11 protein-coding genes are annotated in these 16950 nt (G+C 38.1%); 3 read left to right on the top strand and 8 right to left on the bottom strand.

Annotation, left to right across the window (positions count from 1 at the left end; all coding sequences use genetic code 11):
• Positions 1–77 precede the first annotated feature (77 nt).
• The 6 genes from KK487_RS16555 to KK487_RS16530 form a co-directional block, all read right to left on the bottom strand.
• Entirely contained in the window at positions 78–1484 is a 1407-nt protein-coding gene (locus KK487_RS16555) for a GGDEF domain-containing protein (protein ID WP_215522217.1), read from the bottom strand.
• A gap of 92 nt (positions 1485–1576) precedes the next feature.
• The gene (locus tag KK487_RS16550) at positions 1577–2617 is read right to left on the bottom strand and encodes a patatin-like phospholipase family protein (RefSeq protein ID WP_215522216.1); all 1041 of its coding nucleotides are present in this window, start codon (positions 2615–2617) and stop codon (positions 1577–1579) included.
• Positions 2618–2710: 93 nt separating this feature from the next.
• Positions 2711–4117: an alanine/glycine:cation symporter family protein gene (locus tag KK487_RS16545; RefSeq protein ID WP_215522215.1), complete on the bottom strand. Its 1407-nt coding sequence runs from the start codon at positions 4115–4117 to the stop codon at positions 2711–2713.
• Positions 4118–4449: 332 nt separating this feature from the next.
• Positions 4450–5445 carry a patatin-like phospholipase family protein gene (locus KK487_RS16540; protein WP_013463343.1) on the bottom strand — a complete coding sequence of 332 codons (996 nt, stop codon included), beginning with the start codon at positions 5443–5445 and terminating at the stop codon, positions 4450–4452.
• A 223-nt stretch (positions 5446–5668) separates the two neighbouring features.
• A complete protein-coding gene (locus KK487_RS16535; protein ID WP_082918315.1) occupies positions 5669–6661 on the bottom strand; it encodes an LLM class flavin-dependent oxidoreductase in 993 nt (330 codons plus the stop codon).
• 144 nt (positions 6662–6805) lie between these two features.
• Complete coding sequence (locus KK487_RS16530; RefSeq protein WP_090494958.1) at positions 6806–7552, bottom strand: siderophore-interacting protein; 747 nt, start codon at positions 7550–7552, stop codon at positions 6806–6808.
• Positions 7553–7654: 102 nt separating this feature from the next.
• On the opposite strand from KK487_RS16530, the gene KK487_RS16525 reads away from it, so the two are divergent.
• From KK487_RS16525 to KK487_RS16515, 3 genes are all read left to right on the top strand, one after another.
• Positions 7655–8074, top strand: coding sequence for a MarR family winged helix-turn-helix transcriptional regulator (locus tag KK487_RS16525; RefSeq protein WP_028834599.1), 420 nt, complete (start codon positions 7655–7657; stop codon positions 8072–8074).
• Positions 8075–8155: 81 nt separating this feature from the next.
• Positions 8156–8569 (top strand): LexA family protein, encoded by a 414-nt coding sequence (locus KK487_RS16520; RefSeq protein WP_013463339.1) that lies wholly within the window; start codon positions 8156–8158, stop codon positions 8567–8569.
• Positions 8557–9819, top strand: a complete 1263-nt coding sequence (locus KK487_RS16515) for a Y-family DNA polymerase (protein WP_215522214.1) — start codon at positions 8557–8559, stop codon at positions 9817–9819. The genes KK487_RS16520 and KK487_RS16515 overlap by 13 nt, the downstream gene beginning before the upstream one ends.
• Here the strand turns inward: KK487_RS16515 and KK487_RS16510 are convergent.
• Positions 9814–10281 (bottom strand): hypothetical protein, encoded by a 468-nt coding sequence (locus KK487_RS16510; protein WP_058156080.1) that lies wholly within the window; start codon positions 10279–10281, stop codon positions 9814–9816. The genes KK487_RS16515 and KK487_RS16510 overlap by 6 nt on opposite strands.
• Positions 10282–10410: 129 nt before the next feature.
• Positions 10411–16722, bottom strand: a complete 6312-nt coding sequence (locus KK487_RS16505; RefSeq protein ID WP_215522213.1) for a M4 family metallopeptidase — start codon at positions 16720–16722, stop codon at positions 10411–10413.
• Between the last annotated feature and the right edge of the window lie 228 nt (positions 16723–16950).

Here is a 16950-nt window from a genome sequence, read left to right as displayed (position 1 = left end):
TATAATGAATTAGCTTACCCCTTACTATCTAGAACTTATAAACTGCACGACTACTATTATGTCGTGCAGTTTTAGTATTACGACTCTTGAGGCTTATACAGTATAGACTGATTTCGACCAGATTCTTTAGCTAAGTAAAGTGCTTTATCGGCATGGGTTAATACAACATCGATAGTTTGCTGATCTTGTGCTTTTGCTAAACCGATAGATATTGTAACTTGGCCATAAATATCGGTGTAACCTAAAATTTCTGTTTGTTCAACTTCGGTTCTAATCTTTTCGGCTACGAATAATGCATCTTCCTCAGATGTATTTGGTAGAATTATGGCAAACTCTTCTCCGCCTAATCTACAAACTGAGTCTGTTCTACGTACACTTTTATTCAATGTTGAAGCTATAGCAATCAGTACTTTATCGCCAATTGCATGGCCAGCTCTGTCATTTACAGATTTGAAGTGATCAACATCAAGCATCAAAATATAAGTTTCAGCTGTGACTAAGGTACTTTGTTCAAGCGCACTTTTTGCTAACTCCATAAAATGCCGCCGATTTGCTAAGCCAGTTAAACTATCGTATGTTGCCGCTTTAATTAAAGCTAGTTCAGCATCACGCCTTTGTTTATCTATTTTTTCTTGAATGATGGCACTAAAAATAATTAAAACTATGATAAACCATGAAATAACAACAACATATAAACCAAATAAATCTTCTAGTTTCACAGAAATTAAAGTCTTAATAAACAAATAACCTATAAATATAGGGACAAAACAACCGATACAAACTTGAAAACGAGCAATTCGTCCACCTATATGTGGCGATAATAAAGCATGAACTGCACCTTGCTTGGCATGGATAAACAAAACACTAATCCCAAGAAATATACCATAAGTTGTAGTTAAAATAGACATATGACCAAAAAATGATGTAATACCATAAGCATAACCAATTATCGACAGCATCGGCACTGCAAGTCCAACAAAAGCAACTACTTGTGCAGTCATTACCTTACCAAACTGACCCAATAGTAACGCAGAAGATAAAAATGCCATCATAATCGCAGTATTAATCCCCATCGAATTTGAATACCCAGCTTGTAACTCTGCGTTCACAGTATTTATGAATGGGGTAATATGTACGGCCATTTTGCTGGATAATAAATTATCACTTATAACTATAAGGGATGTTATAAGCGCAGTTATAGAAAGTAATGGGTTGAGGATTGTAAAATGTTTTTTATACTCTAAAAAAACACTAAAACCAATTAGTATTATAGTAATAGCGGTAAGCGGATTTGTTGCAGCCCCTCCGGCTATCGGCCTATATAATTGTTGTACAGAAAAAAAGTAACCCGAAGCAGATAACAAAGAGAGTAAAATACAGCCTAGCGCTAATGCTTTAGCGATAATTTCAACATAGCGAGTGCGATTTTCATAAGCTACTCTTTGTTTTTCGTTCTCAATTAAATCTAAGCTGCTTAAAGCCATAACACGGTATTTTCTTCATTCAAAATCAATTATTTCAATGATAGTAGAATCATAAAAATAAGCAATTTTAATTACCCACTTAGAAATATCTACTAATATGCAGTGATTTTAAGTGTATTAGTTAACTGAGTATCTAAGGCATCTGCCAGTTTTTCTGTTTCACTAAACACGGTGTTCCAATATTTAATACGCGTGTCTGCATCAAGATCGGTGAAGTCGTTTCTATCTGGGATTTTCCCGTAAGGTAAACCCGCGACAAATTCTTTTGATGGGGTGATCATCACAACGTTGTCGTAATTTTGTGGTGACACTTTACGTTTTAAATTTTTATCAAACCACCCTGCTTTTGGAACTGAATTAAAATGCGGATACAAAATTAAGCCTGGGTTATTAATTTTTAAATCAAAGTGGTAATCAATAATGCCGCCATCGCGGTAAATTCCTGGTGGGGAACCGGCAATATTTTTTATGCCTTGCATTACTAGTGGTATAGAGCCCGATGCCAATAAGGCATCTTTTAAATTTGTTTGTGTGAGTGCGATATTTTTGGTTTTAAAATTGTAGCTGTCGGTAATACTTAAATCACTATTGGGCGCGCCAAAAATAAAACGCTCATATTGCCCGCTTAATAATTTTCGATTAACACGGTTAAGCATATAACTTTTTGATAAACCCAAAAGCTGTATTAATTTATGTTCGCTGGCAATAAACCCGTTAGATTTTGCCACTATAAAATGCGCTTTAAAAACGGGATTATTTATAATTTCAGTGACACCGTTATCACCAAACACATCTTCAAGTAATGCGCGGGCTTTAGTGGTAATTTCAGTTGGGGTGGGTTTATTACTAGAATATCGGGTTTGCGAATACGATTTTGCTAAACGTTCAATGGCTTTAACTGGATCGTTTTGTGCAAAACACGCAGAACGAAAAGCCCCTGCCGATGAGCCAATTAAATTAAGCGGTTGGGTGCGATGTTTAAAAAATTCGCCAAATATATATTTGTCTAAGCCAAATAAGGTAAACCATTTAGGGCCACCACTTGCCCCTAAAAACGAGGTAAAAAGCTCGGGTTTAAACCCTTGTTCGTTTATTATTTTTGCTGCAGTTTTACCTGCAAAAATGTCGATCATCTAAAAATACTACCTGTAGAGTCGCAGTTTAATGTTGTTAAAGCCAAACTTAAAATGAATACTTATGCAATATAAAACTTTTAAACTTTAATCTTAATCCCAAATTCCGTCTTCACATTTGCCCTGCACTTTTACGTTTTTTACCTTAAATTCAGGCTCTATGCCTTTGTCTCTTTGTGCGTGGTAGTCGTTAGTAACAGACAAAATAGTTGGCGTTAACAGTATAATAGCGATTACGTTCACCACTGTCATTAACCCTAGGGCAATATCGGCTAAATCCCATACTTCTTTTAATGTGGCAGATGCACCCCACAACATCATTGATAAATAAAGCAAAGTGTAAATACCGCGCCCTACTTTGTTATCAAGCTTAAATAGGTGCAGGTTACTTTCAGCGTAGGCGTAGTTAGCAACCACCGAGGTAAAAGCAAATAAAGTAATGGCAGCGGCTACAAAATACACGCCACCTTGTGCTAAGTGTGAGGTCATAGCGGTTTGGGTTAAACGAATGCCTTCCATTTCGCCGCTTATGTTCACATCGGCCAATAAAATAATAACCGCGGTACAGCTACAAAGTACAATAGTGTCGAAAAACACGCCTAGCATTTGTATGTAACCTTGGGTAACTGGGTGATTAGGTATGGGGCTGGCACTTGCCGATGCATGCGGCACACTACCTGCGCCTGCTTCGTTTGAATATAAGCCCCGTTGAATACCATTTTTAATCGCCGCCCCCATTGCGCCTGCTCCCGCTTCTTGTAAGCCAAACGCGGATAAAAATATATCTTTTAGCATACTGGGTACTTGGGTAAAGTTAATCAGTGTAATTACCACAGCAACAAGCACAAACACGATGCCCATAACAGGGACTACTCGCTCAGCAAAACGGGCAATAGCTTTAAATCCACCTAAAATAATTGAACCGGCTAACAAAGTGATCACGATGCCGGAATAGTGTGTGGGAATTTCAAAGGCATAATTAAGCGCATCGGTAATGGTGTTGGTTTGCATGGCGCTAAAGGTAAAGCCGTAACCTAAAAATAAACAGGCGGCAAACACAATAGCAAACGCACGGCTGCCTAAGCCTTGTTGAATATAATACGCAGGGCCACCTCTAAAATCGCCATAACTATCACGAATTTTATAAATTTGCCCAAGAATACTTTCTGCAAAACCGGTCGCCATACCCAGTATGGCAATCACCCACATCCAAAATATGGCGCCACTTCCACCAAGTGATATAGCAACAGCCACACCGGCTAAATTACCAGTACCAACACGCGCACAAAGCCCCGTACATAGAGCCTGAAAGGAGCTAATGTTATTTTTATCACACTTGCTACTGCCTTTTAGCAAGCTAAATATATGTGTAAATTTAACGAGTTGAATAGCTTTTAAACGCACAGAAAACCATATGCCAGCAAAAAGTAAAATGTAAATGAGTACTTGGCCTTCGCCCCATAAAAGGCTATTTACACTTTTGATCAGCGTGTCGAACATCAGGCTTCCTTTTTATTATTATTTGCCACGTTATTAATTTAGCGACGTGAGTGTTTAAGTTTAGTAGAGACTTAGCCACTTTATAATAAAGCTAATTAGATGTGAATTATTTCTCTTTATTAATGAATATAAATTCACCAAACAAACTAATTTATATTGCAGTGTAATTGCTGATGTAAAAGGAATGTTTTAGAAAGGAATTAGTCGCGTGCTTTAATAACCGTTAGCGCATTATTTTCGAGGTAAAAAACCGAATATTTCTCACGGCTAAATGACTGCCATGAGAACACAGTAAATGCTGATTTATTATCTTGCTGATAATAAACACACAGCTACGCTATGTAGCTGTGTTTATAATCATCCTGATCTGGGTGATGGTTTTTTAAGTAGTTATGGCCTGCTGCTAAACCAAGTTTATAGTCAAATCGTAAGTCATCATTTGAGCTGCCTAATAACTTACTATACAACTTTTGATTTGCAAAAATTTGGATTATTTCTACATCTTTTGGTGGGTTAGCAATAAATGCTAACTCATCTTCGTAAGCTTGCTCATGTTGTAATAAGTAGTCTATTGTTTTTGGGCAATAGCCAGATACTTCAACAAATGATTTTAATTTACTTACCCATGCTGATTGAGCCTGAAAGGCTTCATCAACGGTGCGTATAACCACAATTTTGCGTGCGCCACGATTATATGCTTCGCGTACAGGAAGCGGTGCGGCAAGGCCACCGTCTAAGTAAAAATCAGACTCTGACTGTATCTCGGTCTTACCTAATTCATTTGCGGCTAATGCATTTAACCACGGCGTCAATTTTACACCTTGCTTATATAAAAATGGCAGTGCACTTGACGCTTTTAATAGCTCTCGCCATTGCTGGCCTTCCCCTGTTGGGGATAAAAAATAAGGTTTGCGATCACGGGCATTAGTTGCAGTAATTAATAGCTCACGGTCACCTAAACTGGCTTTTGCGGTTTTAAAATCAAGCGCTCTGTTCACTTCGGTAGTTTTATCAAAGTACCAATCTAGGTCAACAATATGTTTACCCATTAGGCCGCGACCTAATTGAAAAAAACGTTTATGACGCGAAAGGCCTCTGATCAGGCGTTTAGCATAGCCTTTTTGACGCGCCAAATAGCTTGTTAAGTTTTGAGAGCCTGCAGATGTGCCAATAAATAAGTCAAATGGATCATACTCTTGCTCTAACCAGGCATCGAGTACACCCGCGGTAAATATCCCTCGTTGTCCGCCACCTTCTGCTATCAGCGCTACTTTTGGCTGCACTGAGTTGTTGCCTGAATGGGGTGTCGTACTATTTTGAGATTTCACGCTTTACCTTCCTATTTATTTAGCTGAATTGTGTTGCATACCCTTATAATAATCGTTCAATATTCATAATTAAAATTGATTGTTTAAATCAGTTCTATTGAAAAAACAGAACAAACCTTTTCATTGCCACTTTTTAAATAATGTAAAATGGCCCCGACGTAATCAACTTTAATCTGTTTAATAGCATAACAAGCGTTGAGTGTACGCTTGCTTAACCAATTGCTTATCCATGCTTTATTTGCATTAAAATTTCAAGCGCTTTATGGCGTTTTTCATTATCAAATAAGTCGTTGGTGAATATAAGCTCATCAACCCCTAATTGATTTACAATCATTTCTAGCTTGTGTTTAATACTGGCTGGCCCACCGGTAACACTTAACCCTAAAAAGCTCTCAACATGAGCGCGCTCTTGTTCGCTCCACAAACCTTCCATTGTTTCTACTGGGGGTTTTAACCACAGCTCATCGCCTCTAATTAACGATAACACTCGCTGTTTGGATGTAGTTGATAAGTACTGTGCTTCTTCATCTGTATCTGCAGCCACTAAAGGTAATGCCAACATGACATAAGGCTTAGCTAATACATTTGATGGTTTAAATTCTCGTTTATACAAGGCTATTGCATCATGCACAAAACGCGGTGCAAAGTGCCCCGCAAATACATAGGGTAATCCTTTTTGTGCAGCTAACTGCGCACTAAATAAACTTGAACCTAAAAGCCAAATGGGAACATTGGTGTTTTCACCAGGTATTGCTCGCACGCGCTTAGTTCCCTCATAAGGGCCTAATAATGTTTGTAACTCGCTCACTTCATTAGGAAAGTTTTCAGCACGACTGATATCGTTATTTAATGCACGACTTGTCACAGGATCGCTACCTGGAGCGCGCCCTAACCCTAAATCAATTCGACCTGGGTATAAACTTTCTAAGGTGCCAAATTGCTCCGCAACAACTAAAGGAGCATGATTAGGCAACATAATTCCACCCGACCCTACGCGTATTTTTTTAGTGTTTCCGGCTATATGCCCCACCAAAATTGAAGTAGCCGCACAAACAATCCCAGGCATATTATGATGCTCGGCTAACCAAAAACGGTTAAAACCGAGTTCCTCGGCTTTTTGTGCGTAGGCTGTACTTTTATTTAAGGTGTCACTCACAGTGGCACCTTTAGGCATAGGCGCCAGTTCTAATAACGAAAAAGGAATGGTTGATAACAAAGTAGCACCTCCAAATTAAATAGCGATTTATAGCGCTAGCCATAAATAATGAGTCTACGCTAAGAGATGGGTGTGTATGACAGTCAATTCAAGGCGCCTTGCCTTTTAAAAGCTAAATAGCGATGTGATTGAACAACAATTAAGTTAACTATTTTTAGCCGCAGCGTGTTGACGCTTTAGTTTATAAGCTTCTGAATCAAGCCCTTTTTTCCAATAGCCCGATGCAACAATTTGACTGCGCGGTATAGCTAATTCATCAGTTAATATAGTTTTTGCTTTACGGACTAAGCCAGCCTCAAGTGCCATAAATACAATAGGTTGTTGCTCACTAAGTGGTAGCGATTTTAATGCGTTTATCATATCTGTATCGGGGTTATTTGTTATTAACCAAGTTACATCACGCGAGGAGTCTAAGCTAATCACATCATCTTTTGTTGGTGCATGAATAATCGCGTCAATTTTTGCGTTTATAGGCAATTGTTGCACGTAGCCTTTAATTGCATTAACCGAAGTTAAATCGCCAAGTAATAGATAATATGAATGATCATAGTTATCCAACTTTTTAGGGCCTGGCCCTGCTATACCCACTTCCTCGCCTACTTTTGCTTCTTTAGCCCAATTAGTGGCTGGGCCTTGGTGCATATTTATCACAAAGTCGAGGGTAAGTGCTCCAGTGTGCTCATCAACATGTCTTATAGTGTATGAACGCATACACGTAGTTTTAATATTAAAGTCAACGCGGCCATTTTGTGGAATAAGCACCTTAACGTAGTTACCAATGTATTGGGCACTCAGGTCGTTAAACTCATCTGAGCCGACAATAATGCGTTGTAAATGTGGGGTTATTTGCTTTGTGCTTAATACGGTTGCTTTGCGTACTTTTTTACCCATATAAATTTACCTCACTAAAATGATGAATTGCACAACGCCCCATTGGTTGATAAAATCAACTATAGCAATTTAATTGACTTTGTCAACCATTATGGATTTATTATGAACTCTTCATTGGCCAATACATTATTTGCTTTAATGCAAAATTATCGCGTTACCATACGCGAAGCCATTAATGCAGGTGAGCTTGGATTAAACGCGATGCATGTGCGTTGTCTGCATATTATTGCAGCGACACCTCAGTGCACTGCTAACGATATTGTGAATCAAACCCAACGCGACAAAGCCCAAATAGCACGGTTAGTGAAAGAACTGCTCGCGCTAAACTTAATTCATAAAAATGCCAGTGAGCATGACAAGCGTTGTTTTATTCTGTCGTTTACCGCACAAGGGTGCACGCTTTACGACAAATTATTAAACGCTGAGCAGCATGTAAATGCGCAAATGTGTAAAAACTTAAACCCACAGCAAATCAATGACTTCTTAGATACAGCTCAGCAAATGATCAAAAATATGGATTGATCGCAGATCCATTACTTGGCATAACTTATATAAAACGCATATACTGTACACTTATACAGTATATGCGTTTTAGGTTGTGTTATGTTTGTTATTCCCATTTATATAGAGGCCGGTGTATGCGGATTTGAGTCACCTGCAGCACAATATACAGAGCTTGGCGTTTCACTTGATGAGTTATTAATAAAGCATCCTGATGCCACGTTTATTGGGATAGCGTCTGGGTGCTCTATGCAAGAAATTGGTATTTTTGAGGGCGACTTACTGTTGGTTGACCGCGCTGAAATACCAAAAGATGGCGATGTTATTGTGGCTAACTTAAATGGTTTATTTGTATGTAAGCTGCTTGATAAGACCAATGCACGCTTGCTATCAGCCTCTTCTGCTTATAAGCCGGTGCAATTGACTGAGTCAGATGAGTTTCAGCTTGAAGGTGTGGTAACTCGCTCTATTAGGCTGCATCGCCAAAGCCCTGAGTTACTTTCATGTATGCCTTAGTTGATGCCGTTGCTTTTTATGCCAGTGCAGAAAAAGTATTTGATCCGGCTATTCGCTCAAAACCTGTGGTGGTGCTTACCAATAACGACGGTTGTGTGTGTGCGGTCTGCCCAATTGCGCGTAAGCTTAATATTCCTAAATTTGGCCCTTACTTTAAAGTTAAGCAGTTACTAGAACAAAACAATGTGGTTGTACGCTCTAGTAACTATGAACTATACGCTAATTTAAGCGACCGGATGATGAGTGTAATTGGCCGCTTTTGTGACATCCAGCATGTTTACAGTATCGATGAATCGTTTTTACACTTTAATGGTTATCAACCTTTAATTAACGATTGGCAAGCATATGGGCAACTAATTAGGCGTACTGTATGGCGCGAAACCAAACTCCCTGTTGGGGTTGGCTTTGGGCCAACACCGACCTTAGCCAAAGCCGCTAACCATGCAGCTAAAAAACTAACTGGCTTTAATGGTGTTGCAGTGATTGACGATGAAGTAAGTCGCCGCACTATTTTACAACGAATGCACTGCCAAGATGTTTGGGGGGTAGGCAAACGTTTAGCTAAAAAGCTGGCTCTCATGGACATTCATACCGCGTGGCAACTGGCTGAGCAAAGCCCAAAAACTATTCGTCGCCAATTTAGTGTGGTGCTTGAGCGCACAATTAACGAGCTCAACGGCATTACCTGTTTAAACTGGGATGATGTACGCCAAGATAAACAAGCTATTTTTTCAACACGTAGTTTTGGTAAGCGACTTTGCGACCCCGATGCAGTTAAAACCGCCCTAATAAATCATGCTAGTGTAGTTGCACAAAAATTAAGAGCGCAACAGTCGCTAACTCATCGTATTTATATTTTTGCTGCCAGCTCATCACATGAACACGCCTTTTATAAAAAGTCAGTTATGCATCAATTTGATCCGCCTACTAACGATACTCGCGTTATGGCCAATGCGGTATCAAAGAGTTTTGAGCAAATATATCAACCGGGAATTCGATTTTATAAATGTGGTGTGGGCGCATTAGAGCTCAGCCCGCAGCAGTTTCAACAACATCATTTATTTGATAAGCAAACCGATAACCCGCAGTTAATGAGCTGTTTAGATGCGATAAATCATCGCTTTGGGAAAGGAATGCTTAGCGTAGCAAGCAGCCAACTAAATGAACGCTGGCATATGAATAGAGCTTTTTTATCGCCGCAATACACGACTCGTTGGCGTGATATTCCAAAAATAAAATGCGATTTATAGACGCTTTAATTCAAACTTACATTGAACATTAGCATTTTTAATCGAATATTCTAACTGTGTGTCAGAAACAAAATTTAGCGTGCGGCTAACATCTAATGTATCGCTATTATTGTCACACCTGTCTTGGCGCAAATCCATTGTTAAACCAATATTCGTATATTTAAACTTAGTAGTCACTAGGCAAAAATCAGGGACTTTATTAGTTTGTGTTCCATTATGTAAATCAATAAAAGAAATTAAACTACCAAGTCTAAAACCCAAATCGGTATTATTTCTATCGAGCCACATTAATGAACCTGAATCACAATAGCGAGCATCGCCTGAAATTAATTCATAATCGCCAACTTTACTATTAAACAAGCTAACAAACTTAGTTTTGTTACTAGGTAAAATCGTTTTAGCAAAAGACTGATTAGCAAAAAACAAACAACCAATACACAATAGAACTTTATAATTCTTCATTAAAAAAACCTAACGAGTCACAATATAATTAGCTTAACACATTAAGCCTACTTACTTATTTTAAAATTTATGCAAAAAAAATCCCTTGATAACAATCAAGGGATTTAATAGTTATAAAGCAGACTGTTGTTATTTGTGTAACAACTGTACTCTTCTATAAACAAACAAAGCGGCTAAAAGTAATAAGAAGAAACTGAAAGAACCTCCTCCACTTTTATCACCTTCTTTAGGTGTTGCAAGTGCTTCAGGTACATTATTAACAGTAACGATAACACTTTGCTCTGTCTCCCCTTCACCATCAGAAACACTAAGTTTAAAGCCAAGTTCACTTGTTACAGATACATTTGGCGCCATAAACGACAATGTACTTGAATTAACATTTTCAATTGCGACTTCTATACCTTGTGTTTGAACCCATCTGTAAGTAAGTTCAGATGACTCTTTGTCTGTCGCAGTTGCTGTAACGCTAACTTCTTTACCCTCATCAACCGATAAAGAAGATAAGCTCAACTCAACTGCTGGTAATTGATTAACGTGCATAAAGGTCACTGTATATATCTCTGTAAATTGCTCGTAACCATCTGAGATTAATAAAGTGATATCTGTAGTGAACGTTTGCTCTATTTCACCTACAGTCAGTGTCGCTTTACTGTCTGTCTCTGAAGGCGTCAGTGATAATTGAGGATGATCAATACTCCACTCAAAACTTAGTAGGTCACCATCAGGGTCTGTTGTTCCTGACGCATCAAGCTCAATAGTTGTAAGCTCTTCAATTGTTGCTGGAATTGTTACATCTAAAACTGGCGCTTGGTTTAAGCTTTCTTCAGCTAACTTAGCAACTAATTCAATCTCACCATTAACTTGACCGTCTAAGTCAAATTCACTGCCGTCTGTTACTGCAAAAGTAAAGCAACCTGAACAAATTTGCTCGTAGACGTTACCAGTTAGCATTGAAACCGACTGCCAGCCTGTATTAGATAACAAACGAATTTGCATTTCTGAACTTAAAATAGAGTTAACGTACTCTGGTATCGCAATTTCAGACGTACCCGATGAGTTTGAAAGAGTAATGTGAATATTTACAATATCACTTTTAGCTTGAAAGTGAGGTTCTGCAATGTCTAAGCTATCAAAGTAAGTACTTAAGTCTTGCTCTGAAATAGACATATCAGCAATCATTTGCGTTACAGTAGCCTGTTTAATATCACCTACTGACAAATGATTAAACTCATCGATGCTACGAACCATATCGCCTGAATCTAAAACAGCTGAGTGCGTAATAGAAGAGCTATCTAAGTAATCAACAATGCCGTCTTTATCGCCATCACTCACACCTTCTTCAGCATCAGAAATACCATCACCATCAGTATCTAACTCAGGATCATTGAAAGTAACTGCGTCAATCACACGTAAACTAATTTGATCCGTTGCAACAGCTTCGCTATTTTGTTTTATAGTGAATGCAATGTCTAGATTGTCAGAATCTGTAAGTAATTGAGGCGTAAATGTAATATTCCACTTTGAGGGACCAATTTTATTTACAAAGTAATCACCTTGTGAAGATAGCTGGAGCTCTATTGAGTTATCACTTGCTGCACTAGGTAAATTAACTGCATGAACATCAACAATAAAGTCTGACGAATCGCGTTGAACTATCTTGCTTATTACTTTTCCATTCTGATATAAATTAGTAATGAATTCAGGTTTTGCAGTTTCATTTAGAAATACTAACTGGCTAGTATCATTTCTATCAGTAAATGAACTGCTTCTCGTATTAATGCGAATATTCGACGCATTTTCAAAGAACTCACGTTCTAGCACTACCTTGACAAGACCATGCTGATTTGTAGATATATATTTACTAGTATTATTTCCAATCAGATCAAAGCTTACTGAACCGTAAGGGCTTTTACCACTTATGAATACATCAATAACCGCATTACCATCTTGGTAAACATAGGTAGTAGGCTGGATACTAACCTTAGGAAAAACACGAGCATTTATTTCACCTGTAGAAGTATTACCCGCTCCATCAGCGGCAGAAACAGGAATTAAAGTATCCCCCGTTCTGAACACAAAGTTACTATCAATATCGATAGTGGCCACATCCGATACACTATCGTAGATAGCATTAGAGTTAAATAATGCCGCTTTTATGTCATCAATTGAGCTGCCATAAACATTAACTGAGTAATAGTTTTGTATAACAGGTGGCGTTGTGTCAACCAAGGTTACCGTTTGAATAGCCGTAGTTTCGTTACCAACATAATCACGAGCAACCCATGTAATTTGATGTTCACCAAGGGGCAAGTAAGACCCAGAAGCAGCATAAACATAAGGTTCTAAATGTCCGTTATCAGTTGCCTCAGGAACAAAAATATTTGTAAGGTTAGTATTTTGAGAAGTTGCTTCAAGAGTAATAGGCTCTAAACTTGATACAAAAACAGGGGCTATATTTTCACCCAAACTAGAATCAGTTGGGTGGCTATCTTCACTATCTTGCACACCGTCGCCATCTGTATCTGTAGAAAGCGGATTACTCGACATCTGATACTCGTTTAAGTTAGATAAACCGTCGTAGTCTGGATCATTTGATGCATCATAAGAGTCAAGTGCATTTAGTCCATTCTGTGCTTCCCAATAGTCTGGAATACCGTCGCCATCAAAGTCACTAACTACATCCAGCTCAGCAGTCCATGAGATATTATCAACTGAAAAAGGCATATCTGCTAAGTAAGGGCTTTCGTATTTTACCTTCACAATATTAAAACCATCATTTACCGGAATTAACAAACGAGAGCGATAATGCTTAATATTGTACTGAGTACCGTTAACACTAATTTGAAATGACGAGTTACTGTTTGAAAAGTAATCTAAATTAATGAATCCCGCCTCAAATAACCCTGCAATTGCAAAGCCGCTTATACTACCTGCTGGAGAAGCATTTAGGCTTAAGCTTGATGTACCATCCGTAGACCAGTTGGTATTAAGCTGCCATTGAGTAGAGTGCTCTGCAAGCTCAGTAAACATAGCTGGCAAAAGCCCTTCTTCAAAGCTTTCATTTAGCTGAGAAAAAGACTGCACAGTTGATGTTGCGTCATTAGCAAGGCTTTGCCCATAGAACTCTTGGATATTAGTATAACCATCAGCATCAGAATCTAAACTCGCATCTGAAGGGTCAAGTGGTAGCAAGCCATTAATAACTTCATAGCCATCACTTAACTCATCAGAATCTGTGTCAGATGAATTTGGATTTGTTCCTAGGTTATACTCATCAAGGGCTGAAAGGCTGTCAGCGTCTTTGTCAGATAGTGCATCACTTGCATCAAAACGATTTAAACCATTTAGTAGTTCCCAATAGTCTGGCATTTGATCGTTATCAGTATCGGTTTGATCACCGACTGGAAGCATAGCAAAATTATCAAGCCATACTGCATCAGCATCAGTTGATACTGATCCGTCTTTGGTATATTTGAACTCAATCTTATGCACCCCTTCACTAATATTAACTAAAAATGAAGTTGGTTCAGGTGCGTCCAAATTTCCACGTTCAGCATTACCAATAACTTCTTGACCATCTATAGTCACGATAAAAAAGTCACAACACGCTTCAGAATCAATCTTATAATCGAACGCTAAAACCCCTTCTTCAAATAAACCCGTGACGGTAAACCCGCTAAACTGAGAATCAGTGATGTCTCCCGAGCGAATACTTTGTGAGCCCTGTGTGGCAAAGTCGTTTGTGATAAAAAACGGCGCACTTGAGTCTACTGACTCAGTCATCCATGTTGGAAGTGTATCGCCTTCGAATGACGTTGTGATATTTAAAACAACAGGGTAAGAAGTATCTGACTGAGGATCTGTATTTGCTTGATACTCTGTGAAGTTAGTAAATCCATCATTGTCAGCATCTTGTGACGCATCAGCGGCATCTGTAAGATTTAGACTGTTGTTATACTCCCACCCATCAGGCATTAAATCGCCATCAGTATCTGAGTTGTTAGGTAAACCGTTATTTAAAAACTCAAGAAGGTTAGATAAACCATCGTTATCTAAATCAAGCGCTGAGTCGTCAGTATTTATATCCAAACCATACGATAATTCCCACATATCTGACATACCATCACCATCAGAGTCAGGGAAACTAGGCCCAATGTATAAATTATCGATAAATACAGCATCTAAACCTTCAGACACTATAACGTCTTTAGTGTATACAAACTTAACTGTATTAAACCCAGTAGGTAATGGAAAAGAAGCCACCTTCCAATCAGTTAGGCCTGACTCATCAAGAACTAGTGTGTCGTTAATATAAACTTTAAAGAAGTCATAATTTGCTTCAGTTTCCAATAAGTAGTTAAAGTTAACAAAACGTTGTTCGTCACTTATAAATTGAAATTCAACACTCGTTTGTTGCGAATCAGTAATATCACTGTTAGTTAACACTAAGCCATCGTGGCCGTCATAATCAGTAATAAACCAAGGCGTTTGAGGGGTTGAAGAAACTAAAAATTCAGGGACAACTGCGTCATCAAAATTATAAGTAGTTTCAGGAAAAACAGAAGGTTCAGAGTTTGGATCAGTTGGGTCGCTGTTGCCATAGTACTCAATTAAGTTAGCCCAGCTATCGGAATCAAAATCAAGTTCTGCATCAGCTGCATCGAGTGGATTAAATGAAAAAGTGACTTCCCAGCCATCTGGCATACGATCGGAATCTGAATCCACGTTGTTAGGCAACGTCATGTAGACGTTTAATTCATCGTAATCAGATAAACTATCAGCATCAGTATCAACTGAGTTTGGAAGAGTATTTGCTAAGTATTCTTCCAAGTTAGAAAGACCATCTTGGTCCAAATCTAAGTTGGCATCATCGGAATCTGAAGGGTCTAGTCCGTATAACAGTTCCCAGTTATCATCCATTAAATCTGAATCAGTATCGACAAACTTAATATTATCGCAAATAACTTCTACTTCATTAAATGCTGAAATTACATCAGATGCATTATAACGTAGGTCAATTGCAGAGTTGATTGCACCACATGCACCATCGATAAAACCACTCGAGCTAACCCAGTAGTTTTGATTTGCTTTTAGCATTATTTCAAACGCTTTTTGAGGATCCCAACCATCAGTATTTGAAAGCAGGAAAAAAGCACGGTTAAAAACACCACTACTAAAGTGAACATCCATGCCCGGATAAAAATCGCTGGCTTTATCAATAGAAACACCATCTAATGAAGGCGTTTCAAAGTAACGAAGAGCTGGCTCTACTTTTGAAATATCCGCCCCTGATAACCAGTCGGTTTCACCACGTAAAAAATACTCTGCAGTTTCACCTGCCATATCAGAGAAAGACTCGTTAATTCCGCCTGATTGATTAGAGTAAATAAGATTGGAGTTTTGACTAGTAAAGCCATGGCTAACCTCATGAGATACAATATCAAGAGAAACCAGCGGATAAAACCTATCAGCGCCATCACCAAAGGTCATTGCTTGGCCATTCCAAGTGGCATTTTCCCAGTTATCACCACTGTGAACTCGCATTAACAATTGAAATGTAAGCGGTGCAGTGTTGTACCATTGTTGATACATATCAAAAACTGCAGTTCCAAATGCATGAGCGTCATTTAATGGGGAAAAAGCACCATTTATTTCCTTATGCGTATTACGATTACATGTGAATGAAAAGGCTTCACTTGGCTCAGAGCCCGATTCCATAGTGACTGTTTTTACTTTGTCATTTTCTAAAAAACAAGTATCGCCAACTTGGGTAACATTAAATGCGTCTTTATCTGTACCGTATTCATATTGGCCAATCTTTTGATTACCACCAGGTCCTTTACCGTCAACACTTTGAATATTATCCCACAGTTCAAAAATCTGATAAGTCGATTCACTTATTAAACCTATTGGCATTTTTTCAATGCCATTCTCAGTTACTTTGAGTTCAATTAAGCGAACATAGTACGCTTTTCCATCATGAATATAAATGTAGCGCTTATTATTTATTATTTCACTCTCTAGTGAATCATCTAATTTAGACTTAGTCAGCAACGATTTAACCGCTTTTAACTCATCAAAAGTAGCGGTCGCTGTTTTATTCAAAGATGCGAAGTTAATGTTTTTAGCAAAAAAACCACTAATATGTTCAGAGTTAGACTGAACTCTAATTTGCTGACCCCACACTGGAACCCCAGAAAAGTATTGCTGCATCTTTTTAGAAGATGCATTAACTTGTTGTGAAAGGCTCAATTGAGGTTGCTTTAATTCTACAAAATAAGAACTTGCAGAAGATGTATTAGCAATAGAAGGGTTTTGATTTAAAAGTTGCTTAACTTCTTGGGTGGATGATTTGTTTATTCGCTGTGAAACAGCAGCTTGGGAACTTAGCGTGTTCAAAAAGCAAAATGCTATCAATCCTGATGAAAGTGTTTTATACATAACATTCCTATGTCGTATATTATAATTATTCAGTGTTTATTCATTTAAAAACGTTTAAATGTAACATATTTGATAATGGAGAGTCATTCAAAAAACTAAATAAACAGGTACAATTGTTAACTAATGTAAGAGGTAACTAAATAATTAATTGAAACCGTGATTTGAATTTTAAGGATGCAAAAAATAAATGATAAAAGAACAAAGAAACTGCATAGAAAAATTAAATAT

Source organism: Pseudoalteromonas sp. SiA1 (genome assembly GCF_018732205.1).
GTDB classification, from domain to species: Bacteria; Pseudomonadota; Gammaproteobacteria; order Enterobacterales; family Alteromonadaceae; genus Pseudoalteromonas; species Pseudoalteromonas tetraodonis.
The sequence above is the reverse complement of the archived record's forward strand: the minus strand, read 5'-3'. Positions and strand labels throughout refer to the sequence as shown.